This window comes from Oceanobacillus timonensis, from assembly GCF_900166635.1.
In the GTDB taxonomy this organism is placed as follows: domain Bacteria; phylum Bacillota; class Bacilli; order Bacillales; family Amphibacillaceae; genus Oceanobacillus; species Oceanobacillus timonensis.
This window is the reverse complement of sequence record NZ_LT800497.1, coordinates 753,932-774,422: the sequence shown is the minus strand read 5'-3', so window position 1 is coordinate 774,422 and position 20,491 is coordinate 753,932. Positions and strand designations below refer to the sequence as shown.

Below are 20,491 nucleotides of genomic sequence, written 5' to 3'. Positions count from 1 at the left end.
CTTACCCCTCTCCTTGTTTTATTTAGCCATTTACACTTTCCAAATACCTGCTGGATCCTTTTAAAACATGAAGCAGTTCTTCCGGCGTATTACTGGAAATAACCTTGTTTAGCGTATTTTCAGATTCAAATAGCCGGTAAAAATCCCGAATAATTTTCTTGGAGATCGTTTCATCCATTTTGACGGCAATCATAAAAATCATTTTCACTTTTACGCCATGCCCCCAATCGATTGCATGTTTTAAAATAGCAATGGATACTTTCGTCTCTTGTACATGTCTTGAATCCCCATGTGGCATGGCAACGCATTTCCCTATTGACGTTGGTGTTGTTTGTTCCCGTTCTATAACGGAATCTCCATAATTCCGGCTGACATACCCTTTATTGGCAAGTTGCCTGCACATAAAATGAATCACCGTTTTTTTATCTTGAAAATCGACATCGCAAAATATAAGATCGCTTTCTAAAAAACGTAGCAACTCATAGTAAGAAGTATTTTCTTTTATCAAATGGGAAACAGATAAATTCGTCGTAAAGCTTGATATATTTTTCAAATCTATTTCGTTTACTAAAGGCGAGACCACAACGACCGGTAGCGAATCAAATGGAATAGGCACCGTAGATATAATAAAATCGATATGTTCATCACTACGATCTATCTTGTTTAACTCCGTAAGCGGCATCGTTGCTTTTACATTAAATTGAGGTAAATATCTTTTTATTCGGTTGGCAATCAATTCGGAAGTCCCTATGCCATCCGGACAGACAACAATGACATTTTTTACTGTCATCTGTCTTTCAATAGCAGCCTGGAAATAGGTCGTTAGATAACCGATTTCATCTTCATTTACTCTTAAATCCAATTGGTTCTCAATAGCCGAACTGGCAAGAAGAGTCATGGCAAACGTGCCGGAATACTGTTCTTTAATATCGCTTAACAGTTGATTTTTTATATGAATGGAATAATACAGCCGATTTAACATAGGCTTCACATGCATCAGCAGCCCTAAGTACAATTCTTTATCAGCAGAAAAATCCATATGAACAATTCGCGATGACAGCGTTATCATTTCTGTGACAACAGAACGGGTATCCTCATCGATTCCATGTATTAATTCGCTTAAATCCGCATGCGTCATGTCTTTACTTTTTCCGGAACCAAGGATATATTGATGCAAGTAGATAACCTCTTTTTCCGGAATATCGATACCAAAGTTTTCCGTTATTTGCCCTGCAATAAAGCAAGTCACGAAGTATGTCTTGTCCCTATCGCCGTGCCTCTCATTATTCGAGATATTATCAATCTTATATCCGCTTGTAATCCGGCTGATGGAGATTAAGACATGGGTGATTAAATTCGTGTAATAAGGTTCGATAATATAGTAGTTTAATTGCTTTTCGGCTTCACTGATAATTTCCTCTACAATCATCAAATCAGAAGTCCCAAAAATACTGGCTAACCTTTTAAAAATGCCAAGTTCTACCCGACTTTGCGGAAATTTTTCTTCATCGGAGAAATCATAATGAATATTTCTTATAATTATTTCCGCAATGGCCTTCCTCTTATTTTTTTCGTCTCCTATAATTTGCGTGCCTCTTCTATCCCGAATCAGCTTAATATGATAGGGCTGAACCCACACTTCAATCTCATCTAAATCATTCACTAAAGAACTTTTACTTACTAAATACGTTTCAGAGAGTTTTTGTAACGACGTCGTTTTTTCCGATAATAACAGCTGCTTCAGGATGTCTATTTTTCTCTCATTTGTAGAAAGCGGTATCATTTTATCGTTAAACATGTCCATCGCATTTAGCATTCGGTCCTTCACTTCTTGCTTCATTTGAACCTTTACCCCAGTACCCGGCTTTTTTTGCAGCTTTGCATTATTTTCTTCTAAAAACTGCCTAATTATTTCGAGGTCACTATACATCGTTCTCTCTGAAACCTGCATCATGGAAGCATAACTTTTTATTGTCTTAAACCCTTTTTCGCTTAACATCAGACGCAATAACTTTTTTTGCCTTCTAGTTAAGTTGACCATTGGATTATTCTCCTTTTTCAAGAATTTAGTTATGTTCTTCATTTAAAATATATCACGGTAAACCGGGAAGCAATATACCAACTTATTGCAGCTTCATTCAAGCAATATTAGCACGAATAACACGATGGATTCCCCTGAGATAAAGATGGTGTGATTTTGATTTATACTTTTCGGAAGTAATGATAGACGATGGTATATTCTAATTATTATTTTAAAATTCTTAATTTTCATCTCAGATTTATCGTCATATAAGTTAAATATCGAACACTCTTTGTTATCATCTTTTTGTTTTGCTTCGAGTGATAAAATCTTTTATTTCCTTATTATCTAATCGCTGAGATTATTGTCATTTTATCTCTCCTTCTATGATGGATTTGTGCAATTGCTGTACACTTTAATTATACAGAAAGAAAGGGAGTCAGTAGTGGCTTAAATGGTGTCATGATTGTGACAGCTTGGGTTAATGGAAGAAATGGATTAATAGGATAATAGTGCTCTATTCTCAATAAAAAAGAGCTGTTGCAAAACGCATATGATGCATTTTGTGACAGCTCTTTTTATTATAATTAATGAGTCTGTATATTGAAATAACATTTTAATGTAATAGTTCTTATCAATCACCTTTTACCCTTCTTCGAAATCCATAATGCCACTTGCAATATCAAAGCTTCTTGAAACTTTCTTGGATCATATCCCGTCCCTTCTATAATTTTATGAAGCCTATAAATAAACGTATTTCGATGTACATACAAAGCATCAGCTGCCTTTTGGATATTAAGGTCATTTGCCAAAAAGGCTTCTAGTGTATTTATTTTATTTTCATCCAAATTTTTCAGAACACGATAAGAAAACCGCTTTGTGATATCATCATCGACTTGATAAATTAGAGATTTTGCTTCAATTTCAGAAAAGGAAATGATTTCCTTGTTAGGTTCACTTATGTTTAATGTTATAGCACAATCCAAATAAGCCTGACTGAATTCTTTCAATCTATAGAAAGGTAAACTATAAGCGATCCTAAAAACAACACTTTGTTTCTTCAATATAGCATAAACATTTTCTATTTTTTGTGCTATTTTTTTCTCTTCTAAACCGGAAATTGCTACAATTAATCGATTTACGTTAATAAATCCAACTATCCCATTCTCATCTCCAATCGTTTCCTCCAATTTTTGAATCAATTTCTGGTTTGTAATCGATCGTTCTGTTATTTGTATTGTCATTATGGTAAAAGGAGGACCAAAATTAATCCGAAGCAGGCTGAGCCCCCTATCAATCTCGCTAAAAGAAGGTTCCTTTTTCATCAACTGTTCCATAATCATTTCTTTCGTTCGTTGCTTCCATTCCATTTGTGAGACAACAAATTCCTGCCTAATCATAAGTTCTGTGGTCATCTTCACCAATTCTCCAACATCTCCCATTTCAACAGGGTCCCCTGTAACTCCTATGACTCCAATCATCTTCTCCTGAAAAACAATAGGAAGATTGATACCAGGCTGTGTTCCAGTCCATGATTCCTGCTCAGCAAAAATAACTTGGGTTTCACCACTCTGCAGAACCTCTAGTGCTCCTTTATGAAAGGTACCTATTCTAGAATTGTCACGTGTAGCTATAATTATTCCCTCGGTATTCATAATATTAACGTTTCGGTGAAGGCGAATCGACGTTTCTTCCACAATAGAATTTGCAATTTTTTTCGTTAACATCTTCACTCTATCCTATCTTTTGGTTATAGTGTATAAATTAGAATTAAATTTCCTTCTTATTTTCATATGTTATAACCATGTACAAATATTGTCAATAATCGTATAATTAAAATCACGAAAATGAAAGCCCTTTCCAAGAGAAAGGGAGGGAAGAGTGGTTATATGAAAGTTATCATAGCTCCAGACTCATTTAAGGGAAGTTTAAGTGCTCCTGATGTAGCAAATTCCATAAACAAAGGTGTAAAAAAAGCCTATGCTGGCATTAAAACGGTATTATTACCTGTGGCTGATGGTGGAGAGGGAACTCTAGAAACTTTAATTTCAGCAACAAATGGTAAGACTGTAGAAACTCCTGTTATTGGGCCTATGGGAGATGAAATAAACGCGTCTTATGGAATTTTAGGTGATGGTAAAACTTGTATTATTGAAATGGCAACAGCTTCGGGCTTTATGCTTGTTTCAGAAAATAAGTTATCTCCACTACAAGCAACAACTTTTGGAACAGGACAATTGATTAAAAAGGCACTCGATGATGGATTTTCGTCCTTTATTATTACTTTAGGGGGTTCAGCTACAAATGATGGAGGAGTAGGAATGCTTCAAGCGCTAGGAATGAAAATTCTAGACGCCAAAGGGAGATTTCTGAGTTATGGAGGTGGATATCTAAATGAAATTGATGCAATTGATGTAAGAACGTTTGACAAAAGAATTAAAAAAAGTAAATTTGTTATTGCTTCCGATGTACAAAATCCGCTAACTGGATTAAATGGAGCCTCCCATATCTTTGGACCACAAAAAGGAGCTTCATCTGAAGATATTAAATTACTTGATGATAATCTTTCCTATTGGGCAGATAAAGTTGCTGAATTAACTGGTATTTATCTTCACAATCTACCTGGAGCAGGAGCAGCTGGGGGATTAGGGGGAGCTTTAAAAGCATTTTTTTCGGCTGAGATAAAAAGAGGAATAGATGTAGTACTCGATTATATTAAATTGAATGATCATTTGTTGCATGCAGATTTAGTAATCACTGGTGAAGGATGTGTTGATCATCAAACAAATTCAGGAAAAACACCTCTAGGAGTTGCACAAGCAGCAAAAAAGGAAAATGTTCCGACTATTATTTTAACTGGAACCATAGGTAACGAAATCGAAAAACTTTATGATTATGGTGTTGTAAGTGTTAACAGCATTATCGATAAGCCAATGTCTCTTAATGAATCTATGAGTAAAACTTCTCAATTGTTGGAGAGAAGCGCTGAACAGATTACACGCTCTTATTTTTATAATTGTATGAGAATATGATTATAAAAATAAGTAGTTTTGTAATATATATGCCTTTGTTATAGAAAAAGATAATTTTATATAAAACCAAAAATAATGAGGTGAAAAAAATGGGACCACTTAATGGTTTAGTAGTTTTAGATGTTTCACAAATCATGGCTGGACCTTATTGTACTATGATACTTGCTGATCTTGGAGCAGAAGTTATTAAAGTAGAAAAAACACAGGGAGGTGATGATTCAAGACAAATGGGTCCATATGTTAATGGAGAATCCACTTGTTTTTTTCAAATAAATCGTAATAAAAAAAGTATTGCGCTAAATTTAAAAACTGAAGAAGGAAAAAAAGCATTCAATGATTTAGCAAAAAAATCAGATGTAATCGTTGAAAATTATAAACCGGGTGTAACTAAATCCTTACAAATAGATTATGAGTCTATGAAAAAAATTAAAGAAGATATTATTTATTGTTCTGTTTCAGGTTATGGTCAAACAGGACCTTATTCGCATAAAGGCGGGTTCGACCTTGTTTCACAAGGAATGACAGGTTTGATGAGTATGACTGGAGAACCGAATTCTAGACCCATGAAATCAGGTATTGCTGTATATGATATAGGTGCAGGGCTCACCGCTGCATACTCTATTATGGCAGCATATATTCATAAGTTAAAAACTGGAGAGGGGCAAAATATAGATTTATCCATTTCAGAAGCTGGTTTGCCTTGGTTTACTTGGGAAGCTGCTGCTTATTTTGCTGAGGGAACAATTCCACAACCAACAGGAGGAAGACATAGAGTCTCAGCACCATATCAAGCTATTGAAGCGAAAGATGGTTTTATGGTATTAGGATGCGCAAATCAAAAAACATGGGAGAATTTATGTAAAAAAGTATTAAATAAACCAGAATGGATTGAAGACTCTAAATACAAAACAAACTCTTTAAGACATGAAAACGTTAAAAAATTGGAAAAAGATTTGGAAACTATTTTAAAGAAAAATAATAAACAATATTGGATTGACAAATGCGAAGAAGCAGGTGTACCAGCAGGACCTATTAACAATTTTGAAGAAGCTGTAAATGATCCCCATTACCTCGCACGCGATATGATTACAGAAATTAATCATCCAGTAATAGGTAATATGAAAATGATGGGTATTCCTACGAAGTTTTCTAAAACACCAGGATCAATTCGTTCAGCGGCACCGTTACATGGCGAGCACACATTAGAAATTCTGAAAGAGCTTGGATATGATGATAATGAAGTTAAAGGCATGGATAATACGGGAGCAATAAAGCTACAAAAATAAGGTGATTTAATATAGAAGAACCGGTTTCACTATTTTATTTTTAAAAATAAAGAAACCGGTTTCAATATTAATTTGATAAACACGAATATTTTGATTATATATAAGCTCTTAACTAGTGAGGTGAACTATATGTCAACAATATATGTTCTTTCAGTTTTAGCTATAGTCATTATTGCAATGATTTTTTTAATATCTGTAGTAAATCTTCATCCTGTTATCAGTCTTTTATTCGCCGCCATCGCTTTGGGCATCGGGTTAAAAGTACCATGGGAAGATTTAGAAGGTGTTATTAATTCTGGCTTTGCTTCTACAATAGAAGACGTTGCCATTGTAATTGTATTAGGTTCTATATTAGGTAAAGTACTTGAAGAAACAGGGGCAGCTCGTAAGTTAACAAATTCTACAGTGAAATTAGTTGGCGAAAAGAGAGTTATATGGGCTATAGGGATTAGCTCTTTGATTCTTGGGATTCCAATATTCGCAGATACAGTAGTAATACTTTTAATTCCAGTGGTTTCAGTACTTGCACAGAAAACTAAAAAGTCTATGATATCTTATGGAAGTGCATTGTATGTAGGGGCTCTTGTAACTTCATCCCTTATTCCTCCAACGCCTGGCCCTATAGCAGCTGCGTCATTACTAAATGTACCACTATCTGAAGTAATCATATGGGGAACAGTGGTTGCGGTACCCAGTGTTCTAGCTGCTGTAGCTTATTGCAATACTTTAAAAGAAGAAGTACAGCCAAAAGAAGAATATTTAATAAGTAACAATGATGATAATCAAGAAAAACTTCCAAAATTAACAAGCTCTTTAGCTCCAATATTCTTACCTTTAGTTCTTATAGTTGGAAATACTGTCATCAATGCTTTGTATCCAGATTCTTTCATTGCTAATTTCTTTGCATTTATTGGTTCTCCACTTGCTGCATTGTTATCAGGTTGTATACTATCTCTAATTCTAACAGGGCAAAAATGGAAATCTAAAACCGTCCTAAATGATTGGGTAGAAAGTAGTCTTGGCGCTGCAGCCATGCCAATTGTTGTCACTGGTATGGGAGGAGCATTAGCAGAATTCATTAAACAAACAGGGGTTGCTGATAATATTGGATCTATTGTTGGAGATACAAACTTTCCAGGCATATTAATCCCTATTATTATTGCAGCATTAATTCATATAATTACCGGATCAAATACTCTAGGGGTAATGACTACTGCCGCTCTTGTTGCACCGATGCTAAATGGACTCGGTATTTCACCACTTGTAGCACTTCTCGGCTGTGGAGCGGGCGCGCTTATGTTTAAACATACCAATTCCAGTGGTTTTTGGGTTACGGTATCACTTTCAAATATGAATGTAAAACAAGGTATTAAAGGTGTAAGCGTAAGTTCTACAATCGCCGGATTTGTAGGTGCTATTATTACTTCTATTTTACATTATTCTGGAATTATTTAATCAAGATAATAATTATTAAGTAATGAATGGAAACATAATAATAGGTGGTTCTAAAATTTAATTATCACCAAACAATACAAATAAATTAAAAAGAGAGGTTTTTATAATGGAAACAGAAAATAATTCTAATGTTGGTTATGTTAAACTAGAACGTTTCGGTTCAGTTTCACAATTAACCTTGTCCAGAACAAAATCACTTAATTCACTAACTTGGGAAATGTATAAGCAATTAGAAGAGCACTTAGAAAATATCTCTAACGACCCTTCAGTTCGTGTTTTAATTATTCGAGGTGATGGAGATAAAGCATTTGCCGCGGGTACAGATATTCATCAGTTTAAAAACTTCACAGGAAATGATGGTATTAATTATGAAAACAAAATAGATAAAATTGTTGATAAGCTAGAAAAAATAAATAAACCCACTATTGCAGCTATTAATGGATATGCTGTAGGGGGCGGAATGATTTTAGCTACTGCTTGCGATTTACGTTACGCTACACCTAAATCTAAATTTGGAGCACCAATGGCTAAAACACTTGGTAATTGCTTAAGTTTGAATAATTATCAAAGGCTAGCTAGTGAACTAAACAATATGTATACAAAAGAATTGCTTTATACTGCAAGGATGATGGACGCTAAAGAGGCAATTTCGAAAGGCTTTTTAACAGATGTTTTTGAAGAAGAGGGTTTTTATAATAATGTGATAAAAATCGCAACTAAAATAAGTGAAAATGCTCCCTTAACAATTAAAGCAACTAAACTTGCTTTTAACAAACTAAATAGTGGAGAGAAGATTCTCGACTCTATATATGAATTCGATAATATAATACATGAGGTATACGAAAGTAAGGACTTTGCTGAAGGAGTAAATTCTCATATAGAAAAACGCCATCCATTATGGCAAGGGGAATAAGGAATCTAAAAACAATTAAATTAAATTAAATTGAGAAGGAGAAAAATGAAGAATGATAAGGTCTATTAGGGAAATAACTCCAACTATTCATCCAAACTCTTATTTAGATGAAGCTTCTAGAATTATTGGAGATGTGCGTATTGGAGAAAACGTAAGTGTTTGGCCATTTGCAGTTTTACGAGGAGATGATGGCAACTATATCGATGTTGGCGAAGGAAGTAACATACAAGACAATTCTGTTTGCCATGTAACTAAAGAAAATCCACTTATTATTGGAAAAAATGTTACTATTGGCCATGGCGTAATTCTACATGCCTGTACCATTGAAGATGAGGCAAGAATAGGTATGGGAGCAACTATTCTAGATGGTGCAGTCATTAAAAAAGGAGCACAGGTTGGGGCGAACGCACTTGTTACCTCTGGAAAAGTTATCCCAAGTGGAACAGTTGCTATGGGCGTCCCTGCAAAGGTAATTCGTGAATTAAATGAAGATGAGAAAAAAGATATCAAAATGAATTCTGAAGAATACGTAAAACTATGGAATAGTCACTACGATTATTCGTGATTTTACGCTTACCTACCTTCTTAGTTCAGAACTTCAACCGTAAAGAACACGCACGTGCCTGACGCACAAAGAGTACTAGATCTGTTCCCACAGCATCTAGTACTCTTTTAAATAACTAAAAATTCCTTTTATTATAATTTAGTATTTTTACTCTCTCCCTAAAACTTGCTATCCTTAATATTTTTATAAAATAACTCGTCACTTTTCCATTAAAAATGTTCCACCAACCAAGCATTTTTGGCGGCTTCCTCTAATTCTTCTAATTTGTAAAATGCATCAAATATACTTTTATCTCCTACAATAGGACCGTGATTCTCCAATAAATAACTAGTTGAATCTGTAATGGCATCATCGAAATTAGTAAATAACTTTACTGACCCAGGATCTGCATATGGAACGAAAACTAAATTACCAACCTTCATTTCTAAATATGGTGTTGGTGATGGAATTAGCGTTTTGTCTTTGATAGTTTTCTTACATGCCCAGTAGGTTGAAAAAGTACTGTGAGTATGAATTACACAATTAACGGAAGAATGTTTGTTATATAAAGATAAATGCATTGGATATTCTTTACTTGGTTTTTTTTCGTTCAATACATTTGAATTTAAATCTACAATTGAAAAATCTTCTTTTGTTAAGTTCCCAAAGCAGGTATTTGAAGCTGTAATATAGATTTTATCCTCATATTTAAAACTCATATTAGCTGAAGAACCACTAACTTTTCCTCTATCAAAAAGCTTTTGCGCTACCCAGATAGTTTCGTTATATAGTTTGTCCAAATCCATTTTATTCATGTTAACTCTCCCCCATTATATAAAGTGCTTTTACAAAGAAGTCTTCTTCACCAAAGTTACCAGATTTTAATACTAATTTTATTTCTCTATCTTTATCAAGTGGTTTAAGTATCGGTACACCTTGACTGATACTTTGTCCTATTTTAAAATTATTTGATCCAATTTTCTTAACTACAGCTCCCGAAGTTTCTCCACCAGCCACAACTACATTATTAATTTCATTATCTAGTGCGAACATTCCAATTTCTGATATAACCGTCTCCAAAAGATTATTAATAGGAACATGAAATTTTTCTCTTTCATTATATATAAGCATCGGTGACGTTTTATTTTTTCTAATAAACCTCTTTATATTTTCTAGTTCATTAATATGGTTCTCATAAATTTTTTTGTTTTGAATTTCATAAGAAGGATAATTATATTTTTTGAAATTTTCTATCTGCATTCGAGTGGCCTTAGATAATGAGCCTGCTAATATTATACCATTTGTTGGAGTCTGTGTGCCTTCCAATAGTGATTGCGATATTGATGGATACTTATTTTGAGATTTATTGTTTTTTATTTGGTATAACCATCCACCAAAGACTGATGCTCCAGTATAAAAATTTAAATTCGAGAATAAGTCAGCAATTAATTTACCGTGACTATTTTCAAAGTAATCAGGTATTATATAAAAATGTTTATGTTTTTTAGACAACTCCAAAATATAATTTTTAAACTCTTTTTTATCTCGGATATAGTATTTAATATCATCTATACTTAAATGATATGCTTTATAAGCACTTTGATTTTCCATTAGTTTTATTAAATTACTTTCTTTCATTGGATTAATAGGATGATTTCGCATATGTGTATCTTCAATCTTCTTTCCATCTACATATAATATACCGTCCTTTACTATCCGATTATTACCTGGAAATGAAGGTATTATTAGCGAATATTTTTGATTTATAGTTTCTAATAAATAATCGGAAACCGGACCTATATTCCCATCATTAGTTGAGTCAAATGTTGAAGCATACTTAAAATATATATTTTTTATATCATTTTCAATTAAAAATTCATATGCTGCTTTTGTATAATTAATTGCATCTTTTACATTAACGCTACGTGTTTTTAGAGCAATAACAATAACATCGTAGGATGAATAATCATAGTGAGAATTTAAAGGAATTTCATTAATCAGGATTGAATTTGCACCAGCAAGGTTCATAAATGAAGCAATATCACTTGCTCCAGTAAAATCATCTGCTATAATACCAATTTTTTCATTCATAGTTATAAACCAGCCTTCCGTTGTTTAATAAAAAAGTATTAATACTATATATAAGATTGTAATTTTTGCCTTGTATACTTATCAAAAATTATTTCAATTCTAACCCCTTCTGATATATATTAAATGCTTTATTATCAATTAATTCATCGTCAATATCATCTAAACTAATTACATCGCCTTTTTTGATGTCTTTTTTTAGTTTTATATCATTTAATAAATAGAATGGTACAGCATTATTGGCCTTATCTATTTCGAGTAAACGAGGAGTTACATTTTCTATTTCATGGTGATGACCATAAACTTTAAAAGTGTGCCCTTTTTTTATTTCATCTTCAGCTACTCCGACCATTACAGATACTTGTCGTGTATCATTTCGAACACCTATGCCGAGTCTATCACCAAGAATAACGGATAATGGTGCCTCAATTCCCATCATATGATATGGTTCATAAATACATCCATATTTCTCATTCTTGCTAATCAAATGTCCTTTACCTCTTAATAAATCAATCATTTTTTTATTTTTAATTTCAAAAATTAGAAATACTCCACCAGCAAAACTCGGTTCATTTTTTTCCCTTAATTGATAAAAAACATCTACCACGCCTGAGTGATCTAAAATTCCACCATCTTCTTTAGGGACAAATATATCAGCTAATTCATTTACTTTGGCAATCGGATAATTCAGGCTAGAATTTGCAGGTAATAGCCCTGTTACATTGGAGACTAAATTCATTTCACAAATGTCTGCTGCAATAGTACCAGTCAATCCTTTCAAAATTTCGTATCTTTGATTGAGTGTCGTTTTATCTTTATACTCCCAGTAATGTAACAATTCTTTCGCACTAAAATATTCTTCTTTTCCATCAGTGTATGTGACCTCTCCTGAATCTCTATCCCATACAAAATCATATTCACTGGATTTCCCTGCTGCTATAATGTCTAACCCTACAAGTCTTCCCCAGGAATATAAATCTATTAAATTTCGAGGTTGATCTCCATTTACTAATGTATAAATCACATTATTTTCATAGGCTAATTGATTAAAATATGGCCCGGCAAAACTGTCCGTTTCTTTAGATACCATATACACATTAATCCCTTTGTTTAATGCATTCTCAGAAATATAAGTACCAACTGTTATATTCCCAGTTGTTTCAATTATTGAAGTGATTTCAGCTTCTAAAACTAACTTGTAATCGTCTACAATAATTATTTTACTTTCATCAGTTTTTTTAATCTCTTCAACAGTATGACATATTACTATTCTTTCTTTGTTGTAGCCAGTTTCTACTAATGCTTTATAACTTTCTTCAATATCTATTGAAGAAACAACACGCAAATCAATTTGTTCTATATTTTTTACTTGAACTAAGGTTGTGTAACCAAACCCTTGAGATGCCCCGATAATACCCAATTTAATTTTTTCGTCATAATTTAATAAATTAGTATAATCCATTAATTTTTGCCTCCATTTTAAATGCTTTTAAATAACCCCTGTATAGTGTAATACTATAGTTATTAATGCGCCCACTCCACCAGCTATCGTTGATGCAACCGATATACCTTTAATTCCTTGTTTAACATTCATATTTGACATCGTAACTGTTACCCAAAACCCACTTGAGTTTGCATGTTTAAACATTAAAGCACCTGTACCGCTAGCTAAAAAAGCTGCTAGGGGGCTAATTCCTAACGTTCCTAACATAGGTTGAACTAAGGCAGCTGCTGTCATTACTGCTAGCGCATTTGAGCCAGTTACAATATGAAGAATAGCAGCTAAAATGATAGGTATTAAGATAGATGGGAACCCAAAACTAACAACAGTATCTGCTATAACTTCTGCAACCCCTGCTCTTTCTATAAAAATAGCTAGTACTCCACCTAATCCCGTTACAAGAATTGGCATCGCTGCAGCACCAATACCTTTGTCTACGTAACCATCTAACACTTCTTTCGAATTCCATTTGCTTCCAGTTAAACTTAATGCCAAAACACATCCACTTAATAAAGCTACCATTGGAGAACCAATGAATGAAAATAATTCAGCAATAAACGTGTTAGGAGCAGCAGCAGAAATAGCAGTATTTCCTACAATTAGTATTAATGGCAATAATATTGGTGCTAATGAACCTAATAAACTTGGCTGCTTTACACCATTATTATTAGCTTTCTTCGTTTCATCTACATATTCTTCTAAAGGTTCAACATGCTCCTTTAAAGTTAAAGCGTATAGAGTAGCAACAACTATACTAGGTATCGATATTATTGTTCCCCAAATAATTGCTTCACCTAAAGAAACTCCTAGTAAAGATGCTGCTGCGACTGCTCCTGGAGTAGGTGGTACTAATGAGGCAGTTACTAAAGCGCCCAAATATAAAATAGTACCTAAACTCAACATGGACCTTCCAGTATCTAATGCAATTTTTGATACTATTGGTATTAAAAGAACCACTACAGTATCTCCCCAAATTGGAATCCCCAAAAGTGCAGAGCTAAAAACTAAAGCCCATACAATATATTTATCACCAAAATATTTGATGGCACTATTAGTAATTTTTGCTGCTCCTCCAGTTCTTTCCAACATTATTCCTAATACAGACCCTAGAAATATTACAATTCCAACGCTTTTAATCGTATCAGCAAATCCTTCATTCATAATTTCTTCTATTTCTCCTAATGGAAATTGAAGGAATATTCCTAATAAAATCCCTGATATTAAAAGAGCCATTGAAGCATGTATCTTAAACTTAGATATAGCTAAAACCATAAGAATTATTATGGAAAAGAATACAGCAAGTACATAACCAGTTGACATATTTTTCCCTCCTAATTTAAATAATTACAGTTGATAAGAAAAATAGTTAGCTTCTTTTACACCTCCCTTTTCAAAAATACACAAAGTATATTCTGTGTATACAAGAAATATAGCACGATGATCATTACTTGTAAACACTTTCAAAAAAAGATTTTTTTGAAATAAAACAACAGTTATCTAATTCACTCTAATGATTATCATCAATTATGACCATATCGACGATTTTTAATAGACTTGCCTTGGATATTTTTGCCGTTGAGGATCATGTTCTGTAATCATATAACGTGGAAACATGGAGCAGCCATCAAGACTATTCGATAGAGCAAGGAAGCAGCACCTTTCACCCTCTTTTACAGAATTAATATTTTGAAGCATTCTGGAAAAATACGGATTAATTTATCACATTGGAGAAAGTAGCAAAATTTGTGCTTCATCGAGAAGAGATGTATAAAGTAAGTGGGAATTTCAATCAATATATGAAAGTGGATGATCTGTTTTAGAATATTTCAGAACAAATGAACTAGACTATTTCGAAAAATTTTTAACATATTCCATAATAGTGTGGAATCAGGAACACATTATTTCAGTTGTTATGCCAAATTATTTTAGAAATGAAGTGCTGAGATAATGTGCTCGTATAAACTTGGATTAATTATGATTTTATTAGTGCGACAGTTGAGTAATTAATTTTATATCAAGCTCTTAAAATAATACTTTTCTGTAGAAGAAATATGACTCTCTAATAATTCAATAGATCGTTGTTTATTAGCAGTTAAAATATTGTCAATTATCTCCAAATGTTCTTCCGCTCCACCCAAAGTGCGATTTTTTGTGTAAAATTCTTGAGTTCTCACACGTTGAAAGTTATCTTGTATACGACTTAGAAAACTATGTAAGTACTTATTGCCACATTTAGAATTAATATAATTATGAAATTCATAATCTAACTCGTGTAATACTTGATAATTTTCATTCCTTATTTCTTCAATAAATTTATTTTTAAAATTTATTAGTTCTTCCTTCTCTAATTTATCAAATGATAAATCAAGTGCAGATGTTTCGATAATATATCGAACTTGAAAAATTTGTTTGATATCTTGAGTTGATAATGTGGTTACAAAAGTACCTTGTTTAGGAACCGAATAAACTAAATTTTCAGATGCTAATTTATTCATAGCTTCTCGAACTGGCGTCCTACTCACTTTAAATGTTTCACAAATTTCCTTCTCTTCTAAGTACTCTCCTTGTTCATAATAATTATTCAGGATTCTTTTTTTTATTTCAATATATACTTGTTCTTTTTTACTTGAAGCCATATCTAACACCAACCTTAAGTTATCTATCAAATTTCTTTTATATATTATATCACATTTAATCATTATTAATTTTATGCATGTAAATATAGGTGTTGTCAATAGAAATTCAATCAATATTTAAAGAACTATATAACGGATCCAAGAATCTAGACACGGAAAAAGGAGATGTTAAGGTAGGTATATGAAACAAAAAAGATATACAGCTGAATTTATAAATCACGAATCGTGTTAGAAGTTTTGAAAGAAGAAAAATCTATGAGCCAAATTGTATTAGAACACAGAATCCATGTGAATCAGATTCATAAATGGAAGATACAGTTTCTGTAAGATACGCTCCAAATCTTTGAGAAACTTGATGTCTTGACAACGGGTCACTTTAAAATGATGGAAATATGTAAGAGTAAAAAATGAAAATTAATTGTATAGGATGACAAAATAAAGACCACAGATAAAGGATTGTCTATCCAAATTGACAACCCTTTATCTTACTTTCAACTATTTAATTGAATCATTCACTGCCTTTATCTTTTCTAATTCTATCTTAGGTGTCCGATCTTCTTTTAATAAACCATTAATTTCCTGCTGAACATCAGTTATTTGTGTATAACAGTAACCATTTATATAAGGAGTTGACTTAATAGCATCCGTAATGCTCTGGTATCGATTTAAAAACTCCTTCTCTGTATTCACCTGGTTCCCGTACCCCCAGCCACTTTCATCGTTAAAAGCAATTCCTCCATATTCGGTTATCATAATAGGCTGTCCTTCATATTTATAACCATTTGCAAAGGCATATTTATGATTATTATGAGGTAATTCATTATTTAAAATTTTATCCTTATCTTTATAACGTTCTAGGAATTCTTCGCCAAGTTCCTCATAATCATGAAGCGCAATAATATCAGAAATTGTGTGTTCCCAGCCATCGTTTACGATAACAGGACGTTGTGAGTCAATTGATTTTGTTAAATAGTAAATAGATTCTGTAAATACCTGTTGCTGTTTATTAGTCGAAATATTGGGTACGCCCCATGATTCATTAAATGGTACCCAGGTAATGATAGATGGATGGTTATAGTGCTGTTGAACGATTTCCAGCCACTCTTTCGTAAAGTTTTCAACTGCCTCATCCGAAAATTCATACGTAGCAGCCATCTCAGACCACACAAGTAATCCTTTTTTATCGCACCAATATAAAAAGCGTTCGTCCTCCAGTTTTTGATGTTTACGAACTCCATTGAAGCCCATCTCCATCGTTTTTTCAATATCTTCTATTATGGCATCATCTGAAGGAGGTGTGAGCATCGTATCCGCCCAGTATCCTTGATCTAAAATAAGCTTTTGGTAAATAGGTACGTTATTAAGAAGCACCTGTCCATCTTTAATGGAAATCTTTCGCATTCCAAAATACGAATCAACTTCGTCTACTAATCTTCCGTTCTCAAATAATCGAAATGTAACATCATATAAATTAGGATGCTGAGGTGACCAATGTTTTATTTTCCACTCATGTAGGTCCGTATGAAGATCCACTAAAAAGCTCATGTTAGAACGATCTGGTTTCATAGAAAATTGTTTTACTGTTTCACCCAAAAAACTGATTGTTGTTTCTAAATCACATTCTCGACCAAATGAACCGCTCAATGTATAATCAAAATGGACCGAATGTGCATCGAATTCAGGAGTAATCTTTACATTATCAATATTTACCTTATTCAAGAATTCCAGCCAGACTGTTTGCCATATCCCTGTAGTCTGTACATACCAGCATCCGAAATTTTCATCTCTCCACCGTTGTTTCCCCCTTGGTTGATAACAGCTCATACTATCTTCTACTTTAACAACAAGTTCATTCTTCGTTTTGTAGTCAACAGCATTCGTAATATCAAATGAAAAAGAAGCATTCCCACCAATATGATTACCAATATAATGGCCGTTAACCCATACTTTCGTTAAATAATCGGATGCCTGGAATCTCAAAATTGTTCGTTTTCCTATTTCATCTTCTGGAATTTCAAATGTTTTTTGATACCAAACATAGGGGTGGAAATCCTCTTCACCAATCCCACTTGCTTTCGTTTCATACGTAAATGGCACCTGTATATCTGTAGTAAAGCTAGGTTTATTCGTCCATTGCTCTTTCTCTCCAATATTCTCATCATCAAAAGCAAACTTCCATGTCCCATTCAAGTTCTTCCATGAAGTTCTTTGGAATTGTGGACGCGGGTATTCTGTTCTTTGATAAGTAGCAATTGTTTTTTCCATGTGCATATTCTCCTCTTCTATGATTTCATACATTTTTTAATAAACATCACTTTTCAGCCTTAGTACGAGGGTGTACATTGGTTTTTTCAGCCCATTCTTCCCACATTTGTTTCATCTTTTCTACACGTTCAGGATAATTATTTGCCAAATTATTCATCTCTGTTCGGTCATTATTCATGTTGTATAATTCCCATTCTCTTTCCTTTATTTTCACAAGTTTCCATTCATTCTCACGTACAGCACAATGTTCTTCATGTTCAAAGTATAATATGCGTGTTTCAGTTGGCTTCCCCTGGAAAACGGGCATCAAGCTCTTTCCCTCCATCGGGAGTATCTTATTTCCTTGAAATTCCTCTGGATACGACGTTCCCGTAATATCAACGAAAGTTGCCATAAAGTCAATAAAGTGACCCGGGTAATGATCAACCTCTCCGCTTCGATTTACTTCTTCTGGCCAGTGGACTATCAATGGCGTACTAATTCCACCTTCATGTGCATAGTGCTTGTACATTCTAAGCGGCGTACTACAAGCATTTGCCCAACCGGATCCGTAGCTGTGATAAGAGTCGGGACCTCCCATACGATCTAGATCTTCTTTTCGGTGTAAAAAGTTTGAAGTCGTAATCCAATCATCAAAACCCCAAGGATCCCATTCCGCACACGCCCCGTTATCAGAACAAAACAATACCAATGTATTATCGAGTTCATTATGGTCCCGTAGATTCTTAATCACCCTGCCGACATTCTGATCCATGCGGTCTACCATCGCAGCATAAATCGCCATTCGCCGTATCAGATCTTTTTTACGGTCTGGATCAATGGATTCCCAAGCTGGATTGACCCCGCTGTTCTCACGATCACGATCCCAATATTCGGAGCGTGGTGTCAACTCCATATTTTCATTTATCGTCTGTAGCTGTTTCATTCGTTCCAACCTTTCTTCCCTTATCTTATCCCACCCTTTTTCATATAGTTTTTCATATTTACTAATATCTTCTTTCGGTGCCTGCAACGGAAAATGTGGTGCATTATAGGATAGATATAGAAAATAAGGCTGTTCATCATGTCGAGACTCTTCAATGAAATCTAATGCATGATCCGTAATTGCATCTGTAGCATAAAATTCTCCTTCTGAATAGCTTCGTTCAGGCCGACCTTTGGGTAAACGAACATAGTTCTTCTTATCCCAGAAACTCGCAAAACCTCCCAATAATCCATAAAAATCATCAAATCCACGTTCTATTGGCATTCGTTTTCCTACATGCCATTTTCCTGATAAATAGGTGTGATAGCCACCCTCTCGCAACACTTCTGCAAGGGTAACACACTGATCTTTCAAATAACCACGATATCCGGGTGTTTCTCGATCCTCATCCATTAAACCTATGCCCGCTTGATGTGGATACACCCCGGTTAAAAGGGAAGCTCGACTCGGGCAACAGCGAGCTGAATTATAAAATTGAGTGAAGCGTAACCCATTCTTAGCCAGTTGATCTAGATTTGGTGTACTGATTTCACCTCCATAACTTCCTAAATCAGAAAATCCTAAGTCATCAGTTAAAATCAATAAAATATTTGGCTTGCTTTTTACCATTTTTCACCCTCCAAGTTCAATGATTTTTACACATAGTATGAAATAATCCTTCGTTCATTAACTCGGTCATGTGCATTCTTTAAGCTTGAATTCTATTCCCCGCCAATCGTATTCCCTGCAAGACACTATGATTTGCTAAAGTTACAATTGGGAAATCAGTCCGTTTGATTCATACATCACGTACACAACGAAAGCCAATATTCCCCGATGAGCTGTCCATTGTATTTGAACTCCTTGCAGCTACACGATAACGATTACAATAAGAGTTATGACATAGGTATGATCCACCTCGCATACTCTTTTGAGATTGGTTATCCTTATTGAACCAATCTGAACACCATTCCCATACATTTCCTGACATATTATATAGCCCATAATTATTCGGTGGAAAAGACGTTGCAGGAGCAGTACCTAAATAACCATCATCTTTTGAATTATATTGTGGAAATTTTCCTTGCCAAATATTGCAGTAATGTATTCCATCTTTAGTGAGCTCATCTCCCCATGGATATTTTTTTTGTTCAAGTCCGCCACGAGCAGCAAATTCCCATTCACGTTCTGTTGGCAACCGCTTTCCTGCCCATTCGCAAAAGGAAACAGCATCATACCAGGATATGTGCACAACAGGATGGTCCATACGCTGATCAACCGACGACCCACTCCCTTCAGGCTGATACCAAAAGGCATCTCTAACCGCATACCACCATGGCACGTTTTGTAATTGCTTTTCACTATTTAATTGCTCAAAGGTTAAAAATTCATGAAACACAAAAGACCAGCCAAATCTTTCAGCCACAGTCTTATAGTTCGTTGCCTCAACAAATTGTTTGAATTCCCTGTTACTAACGGTATGACTATCGATATAGAACGGCTCTACGGTTTCGTTTCTTATTGGACCTTCCTTGTCAGATGGAAATCCCTCTTTATTATCCGTCCCCATTAAAAATTCACCACCAGATAAATACACCATTTTGTCTTGAAATCTGATATTTTTTTTTCGATAATCCGAAAGGGATATTTCGATATTCGTTTTAGAAATATCTGATCTGTTTACAGAACAGCATGAATGTTTTTTTTCCTCCTTCGCTCGCATTCTCCACCAACCTTTCATTCAGTAGTTTTACATGTTAATTAGTTATATTTATTCATAGAGAGTT

The 20,491-nt window shown here is 34.1% G+C and carries 15 protein-coding genes; 5 read left to right on the top strand and 10 right to left on the bottom strand.

The window, feature by feature from the left end; all coding sequences use genetic code 11:
• Nucleotides 1–22 precede the first annotated feature (22 nt).
• Nucleotides 23–2,041, bottom strand: coding sequence for a BglG family transcription antiterminator (locus B7E05_RS03970; RefSeq protein ID WP_179134452.1), 2,019 nt, complete (start codon nt 2,039–2,041; stop codon nt 23–25).
• Between the two features lie 617 nt (nt 2,042–2,658).
• Nucleotides 2,659–3,747 carry a CdaR family transcriptional regulator gene (locus tag B7E05_RS03965; protein ID WP_080872698.1) on the bottom strand — a complete coding sequence of 363 codons (1,089 nt, stop codon included), beginning with the start codon at nt 3,745–3,747 and terminating at the stop codon, nt 2,659–2,661.
• Between the two features lie 162 nt (nt 3,748–3,909).
• On the opposite strand from B7E05_RS03965, the gene B7E05_RS03960 reads away from it, so the two are divergent.
• From B7E05_RS03960 to B7E05_RS03940, 5 genes are all read left to right on the top strand, one after another.
• Nucleotides 3,910–5,052, top strand: coding sequence for a glycerate kinase (locus B7E05_RS03960; protein ID WP_080872696.1), 1,143 nt, complete (start codon nt 3,910–3,912; stop codon nt 5,050–5,052).
• Nucleotides 5,053–5,141: 89 nt separating this feature from the next.
• Nucleotides 5,142–6,338: a CaiB/BaiF CoA transferase family protein gene (locus tag B7E05_RS03955; protein ID WP_080872695.1), complete on the top strand. Its 1,197-nt coding sequence runs from the start codon at nt 5,142–5,144 to the stop codon at nt 6,336–6,338.
• A 129-nt stretch (nt 6,339–6,467) separates the two neighbouring features.
• Nucleotides 6,468–7,793, top strand: a complete 1,326-nt coding sequence (locus B7E05_RS03950) for a GntP family permease (protein WP_080872694.1) — start codon at nt 6,468–6,470, stop codon at nt 7,791–7,793.
• 106 nt (nt 7,794–7,899) lie between these two features.
• Nucleotides 7,900–8,706, top strand: coding sequence for an enoyl-CoA hydratase (locus tag B7E05_RS03945; RefSeq protein ID WP_080872692.1), 807 nt, complete (start codon nt 7,900–7,902; stop codon nt 8,704–8,706).
• A 52-nt stretch (nt 8,707–8,758) separates the two neighbouring features.
• Nucleotides 8,759–9,271, top strand: coding sequence for a gamma carbonic anhydrase family protein (locus B7E05_RS03940; protein ID WP_080872691.1), 513 nt, complete (start codon nt 8,759–8,761; stop codon nt 9,269–9,271).
• 209 nt (nt 9,272–9,480) lie between these two features.
• Here the strand turns inward: B7E05_RS03940 and B7E05_RS03935 are convergent, their stop codons facing one another.
• The 8 genes from B7E05_RS03935 to B7E05_RS03900 all read right to left on the bottom strand — a co-directional run bounded on the left by B7E05_RS03935 (nt 9,481) and on the right by B7E05_RS03900 (nt 20,427).
• Nucleotides 9,481–10,065 carry a class II aldolase/adducin family protein gene (locus tag B7E05_RS03935; RefSeq protein WP_080872690.1) on the bottom strand — a complete coding sequence of 195 codons (585 nt, stop codon included), beginning with the start codon at nt 10,063–10,065 and terminating at the stop codon, nt 9,481–9,483.
• Between the two features lies 1 nt (nt 10,066).
• Nucleotides 10,067–11,341, bottom strand: coding sequence for a four-carbon acid sugar kinase family protein (locus B7E05_RS03930; protein ID WP_080872688.1), 1,275 nt, complete (start codon nt 11,339–11,341; stop codon nt 10,067–10,069).
• An 88-nt stretch (nt 11,342–11,429) separates the two neighbouring features.
• Entirely contained in the window at nt 11,430–12,800 is a 1,371-nt protein-coding gene (locus B7E05_RS03925) for a homoserine dehydrogenase (protein ID WP_080872687.1), read from the bottom strand.
• A 27-nt stretch (nt 12,801–12,827) separates the two neighbouring features.
• A complete protein-coding gene (locus tag B7E05_RS03920) occupies nt 12,828–14,159 on the bottom strand; it encodes a GntP family permease (protein ID WP_080872685.1) in 1,332 nt (443 codons plus the stop codon).
• 689 nt (nt 14,160–14,848) lie between these two features.
• Nucleotides 14,849–15,475 carry a GntR family transcriptional regulator gene (locus tag B7E05_RS03915; RefSeq protein WP_179134451.1) on the bottom strand — a complete coding sequence of 209 codons (627 nt, stop codon included), beginning with the start codon at nt 15,473–15,475 and terminating at the stop codon, nt 14,849–14,851.
• 495 nt (nt 15,476–15,970) lie between these two features.
• Nucleotides 15,971–17,740, bottom strand: a complete 1,770-nt coding sequence (locus tag B7E05_RS03910) for a glycoside hydrolase family 2 protein (RefSeq protein ID WP_080872679.1) — start codon at nt 17,738–17,740, stop codon at nt 15,971–15,973.
• A gap of 46 nt (nt 17,741–17,786) precedes the next feature.
• Entirely contained in the window at nt 17,787–19,334 is a 1,548-nt protein-coding gene (locus B7E05_RS03905; protein ID WP_080872677.1) for an arylsulfatase, read from the bottom strand.
• Between the two features lie 169 nt (nt 19,335–19,503).
• A complete protein-coding gene (locus tag B7E05_RS03900) occupies nt 19,504–20,427 on the bottom strand; it encodes a formylglycine-generating enzyme family protein (RefSeq protein ID WP_080872675.1) in 924 nt (307 codons plus the stop codon).
• Nucleotides 20,428–20,491 lie beyond the last annotated feature (64 nt).

Coding starts and splice junctions, on each gene's coding strand:
- B7E05_RS03970 (WP_179134452.1), bottom strand. CDS start 2,041: ATGGTCAACTTAACTAGAAGGCAAAAAAAGTTATTGCGTCTGATGTTA.
- B7E05_RS03965 (WP_080872698.1), bottom strand. CDS start 3,747: ATGTTAACGAAAAAAATTGCAAATTCTATTGTGGAAGAAACGTCGATT.
- B7E05_RS03960 (WP_080872696.1), top strand. CDS start 3,910: ATGAAAGTTATCATAGCTCCAGACTCATTTAAGGGAAGTTTAAGTGCT.
- B7E05_RS03955 (WP_080872695.1), top strand. CDS start 5,142: ATGGGACCACTTAATGGTTTAGTAGTTTTAGATGTTTCACAAATCATG.
- B7E05_RS03950 (WP_080872694.1), top strand. CDS start 6,468: ATGTCAACAATATATGTTCTTTCAGTTTTAGCTATAGTCATTATTGCA.
- B7E05_RS03945 (WP_080872692.1), top strand. CDS start 7,900: ATGGAAACAGAAAATAATTCTAATGTTGGTTATGTTAAACTAGAACGT.
- B7E05_RS03940 (WP_080872691.1), top strand. CDS start 8,759: ATGATAAGGTCTATTAGGGAAATAACTCCAACTATTCATCCAAACTCT.
- B7E05_RS03935 (WP_080872690.1), bottom strand. CDS start 10,065: ATGAATAAAATGGATTTGGACAAACTATATAACGAAACTATCTGGGTA.
- B7E05_RS03930 (WP_080872688.1), bottom strand. CDS start 11,341: ATGAATGAAAAAATTGGTATTATAGCAGATGATTTTACTGGAGCAAGT.
- B7E05_RS03925 (WP_080872687.1), bottom strand. CDS start 12,800: ATGGATTATACTAATTTATTAAATTATGACGAAAAAATTAAATTGGGT.
- B7E05_RS03920 (WP_080872685.1), bottom strand. CDS start 14,159: ATGTCAACTGGTTATGTACTTGCTGTATTCTTTTCCATAATAATTCTT.
- B7E05_RS03915 (WP_179134451.1), bottom strand. CDS start 15,475: ATGGCTTCAAGTAAAAAAGAACAAGTATATATTGAAATAAAAAAAAGA.
- B7E05_RS03910 (WP_080872679.1), bottom strand. CDS start 17,740: ATGGAAAAAACAATTGCTACTTATCAAAGAACAGAATACCCGCGTCCA.
- B7E05_RS03905 (WP_080872677.1), bottom strand. CDS start 19,334: ATGGTAAAAAGCAAGCCAAATATTTTATTGATTTTAACTGATGACTTA.
- B7E05_RS03900 (WP_080872675.1), bottom strand. CDS start 20,427: ATGCGAGCGAAGGAGGAAAAAAAACATTCATGCTGTTCTGTAAACAGA.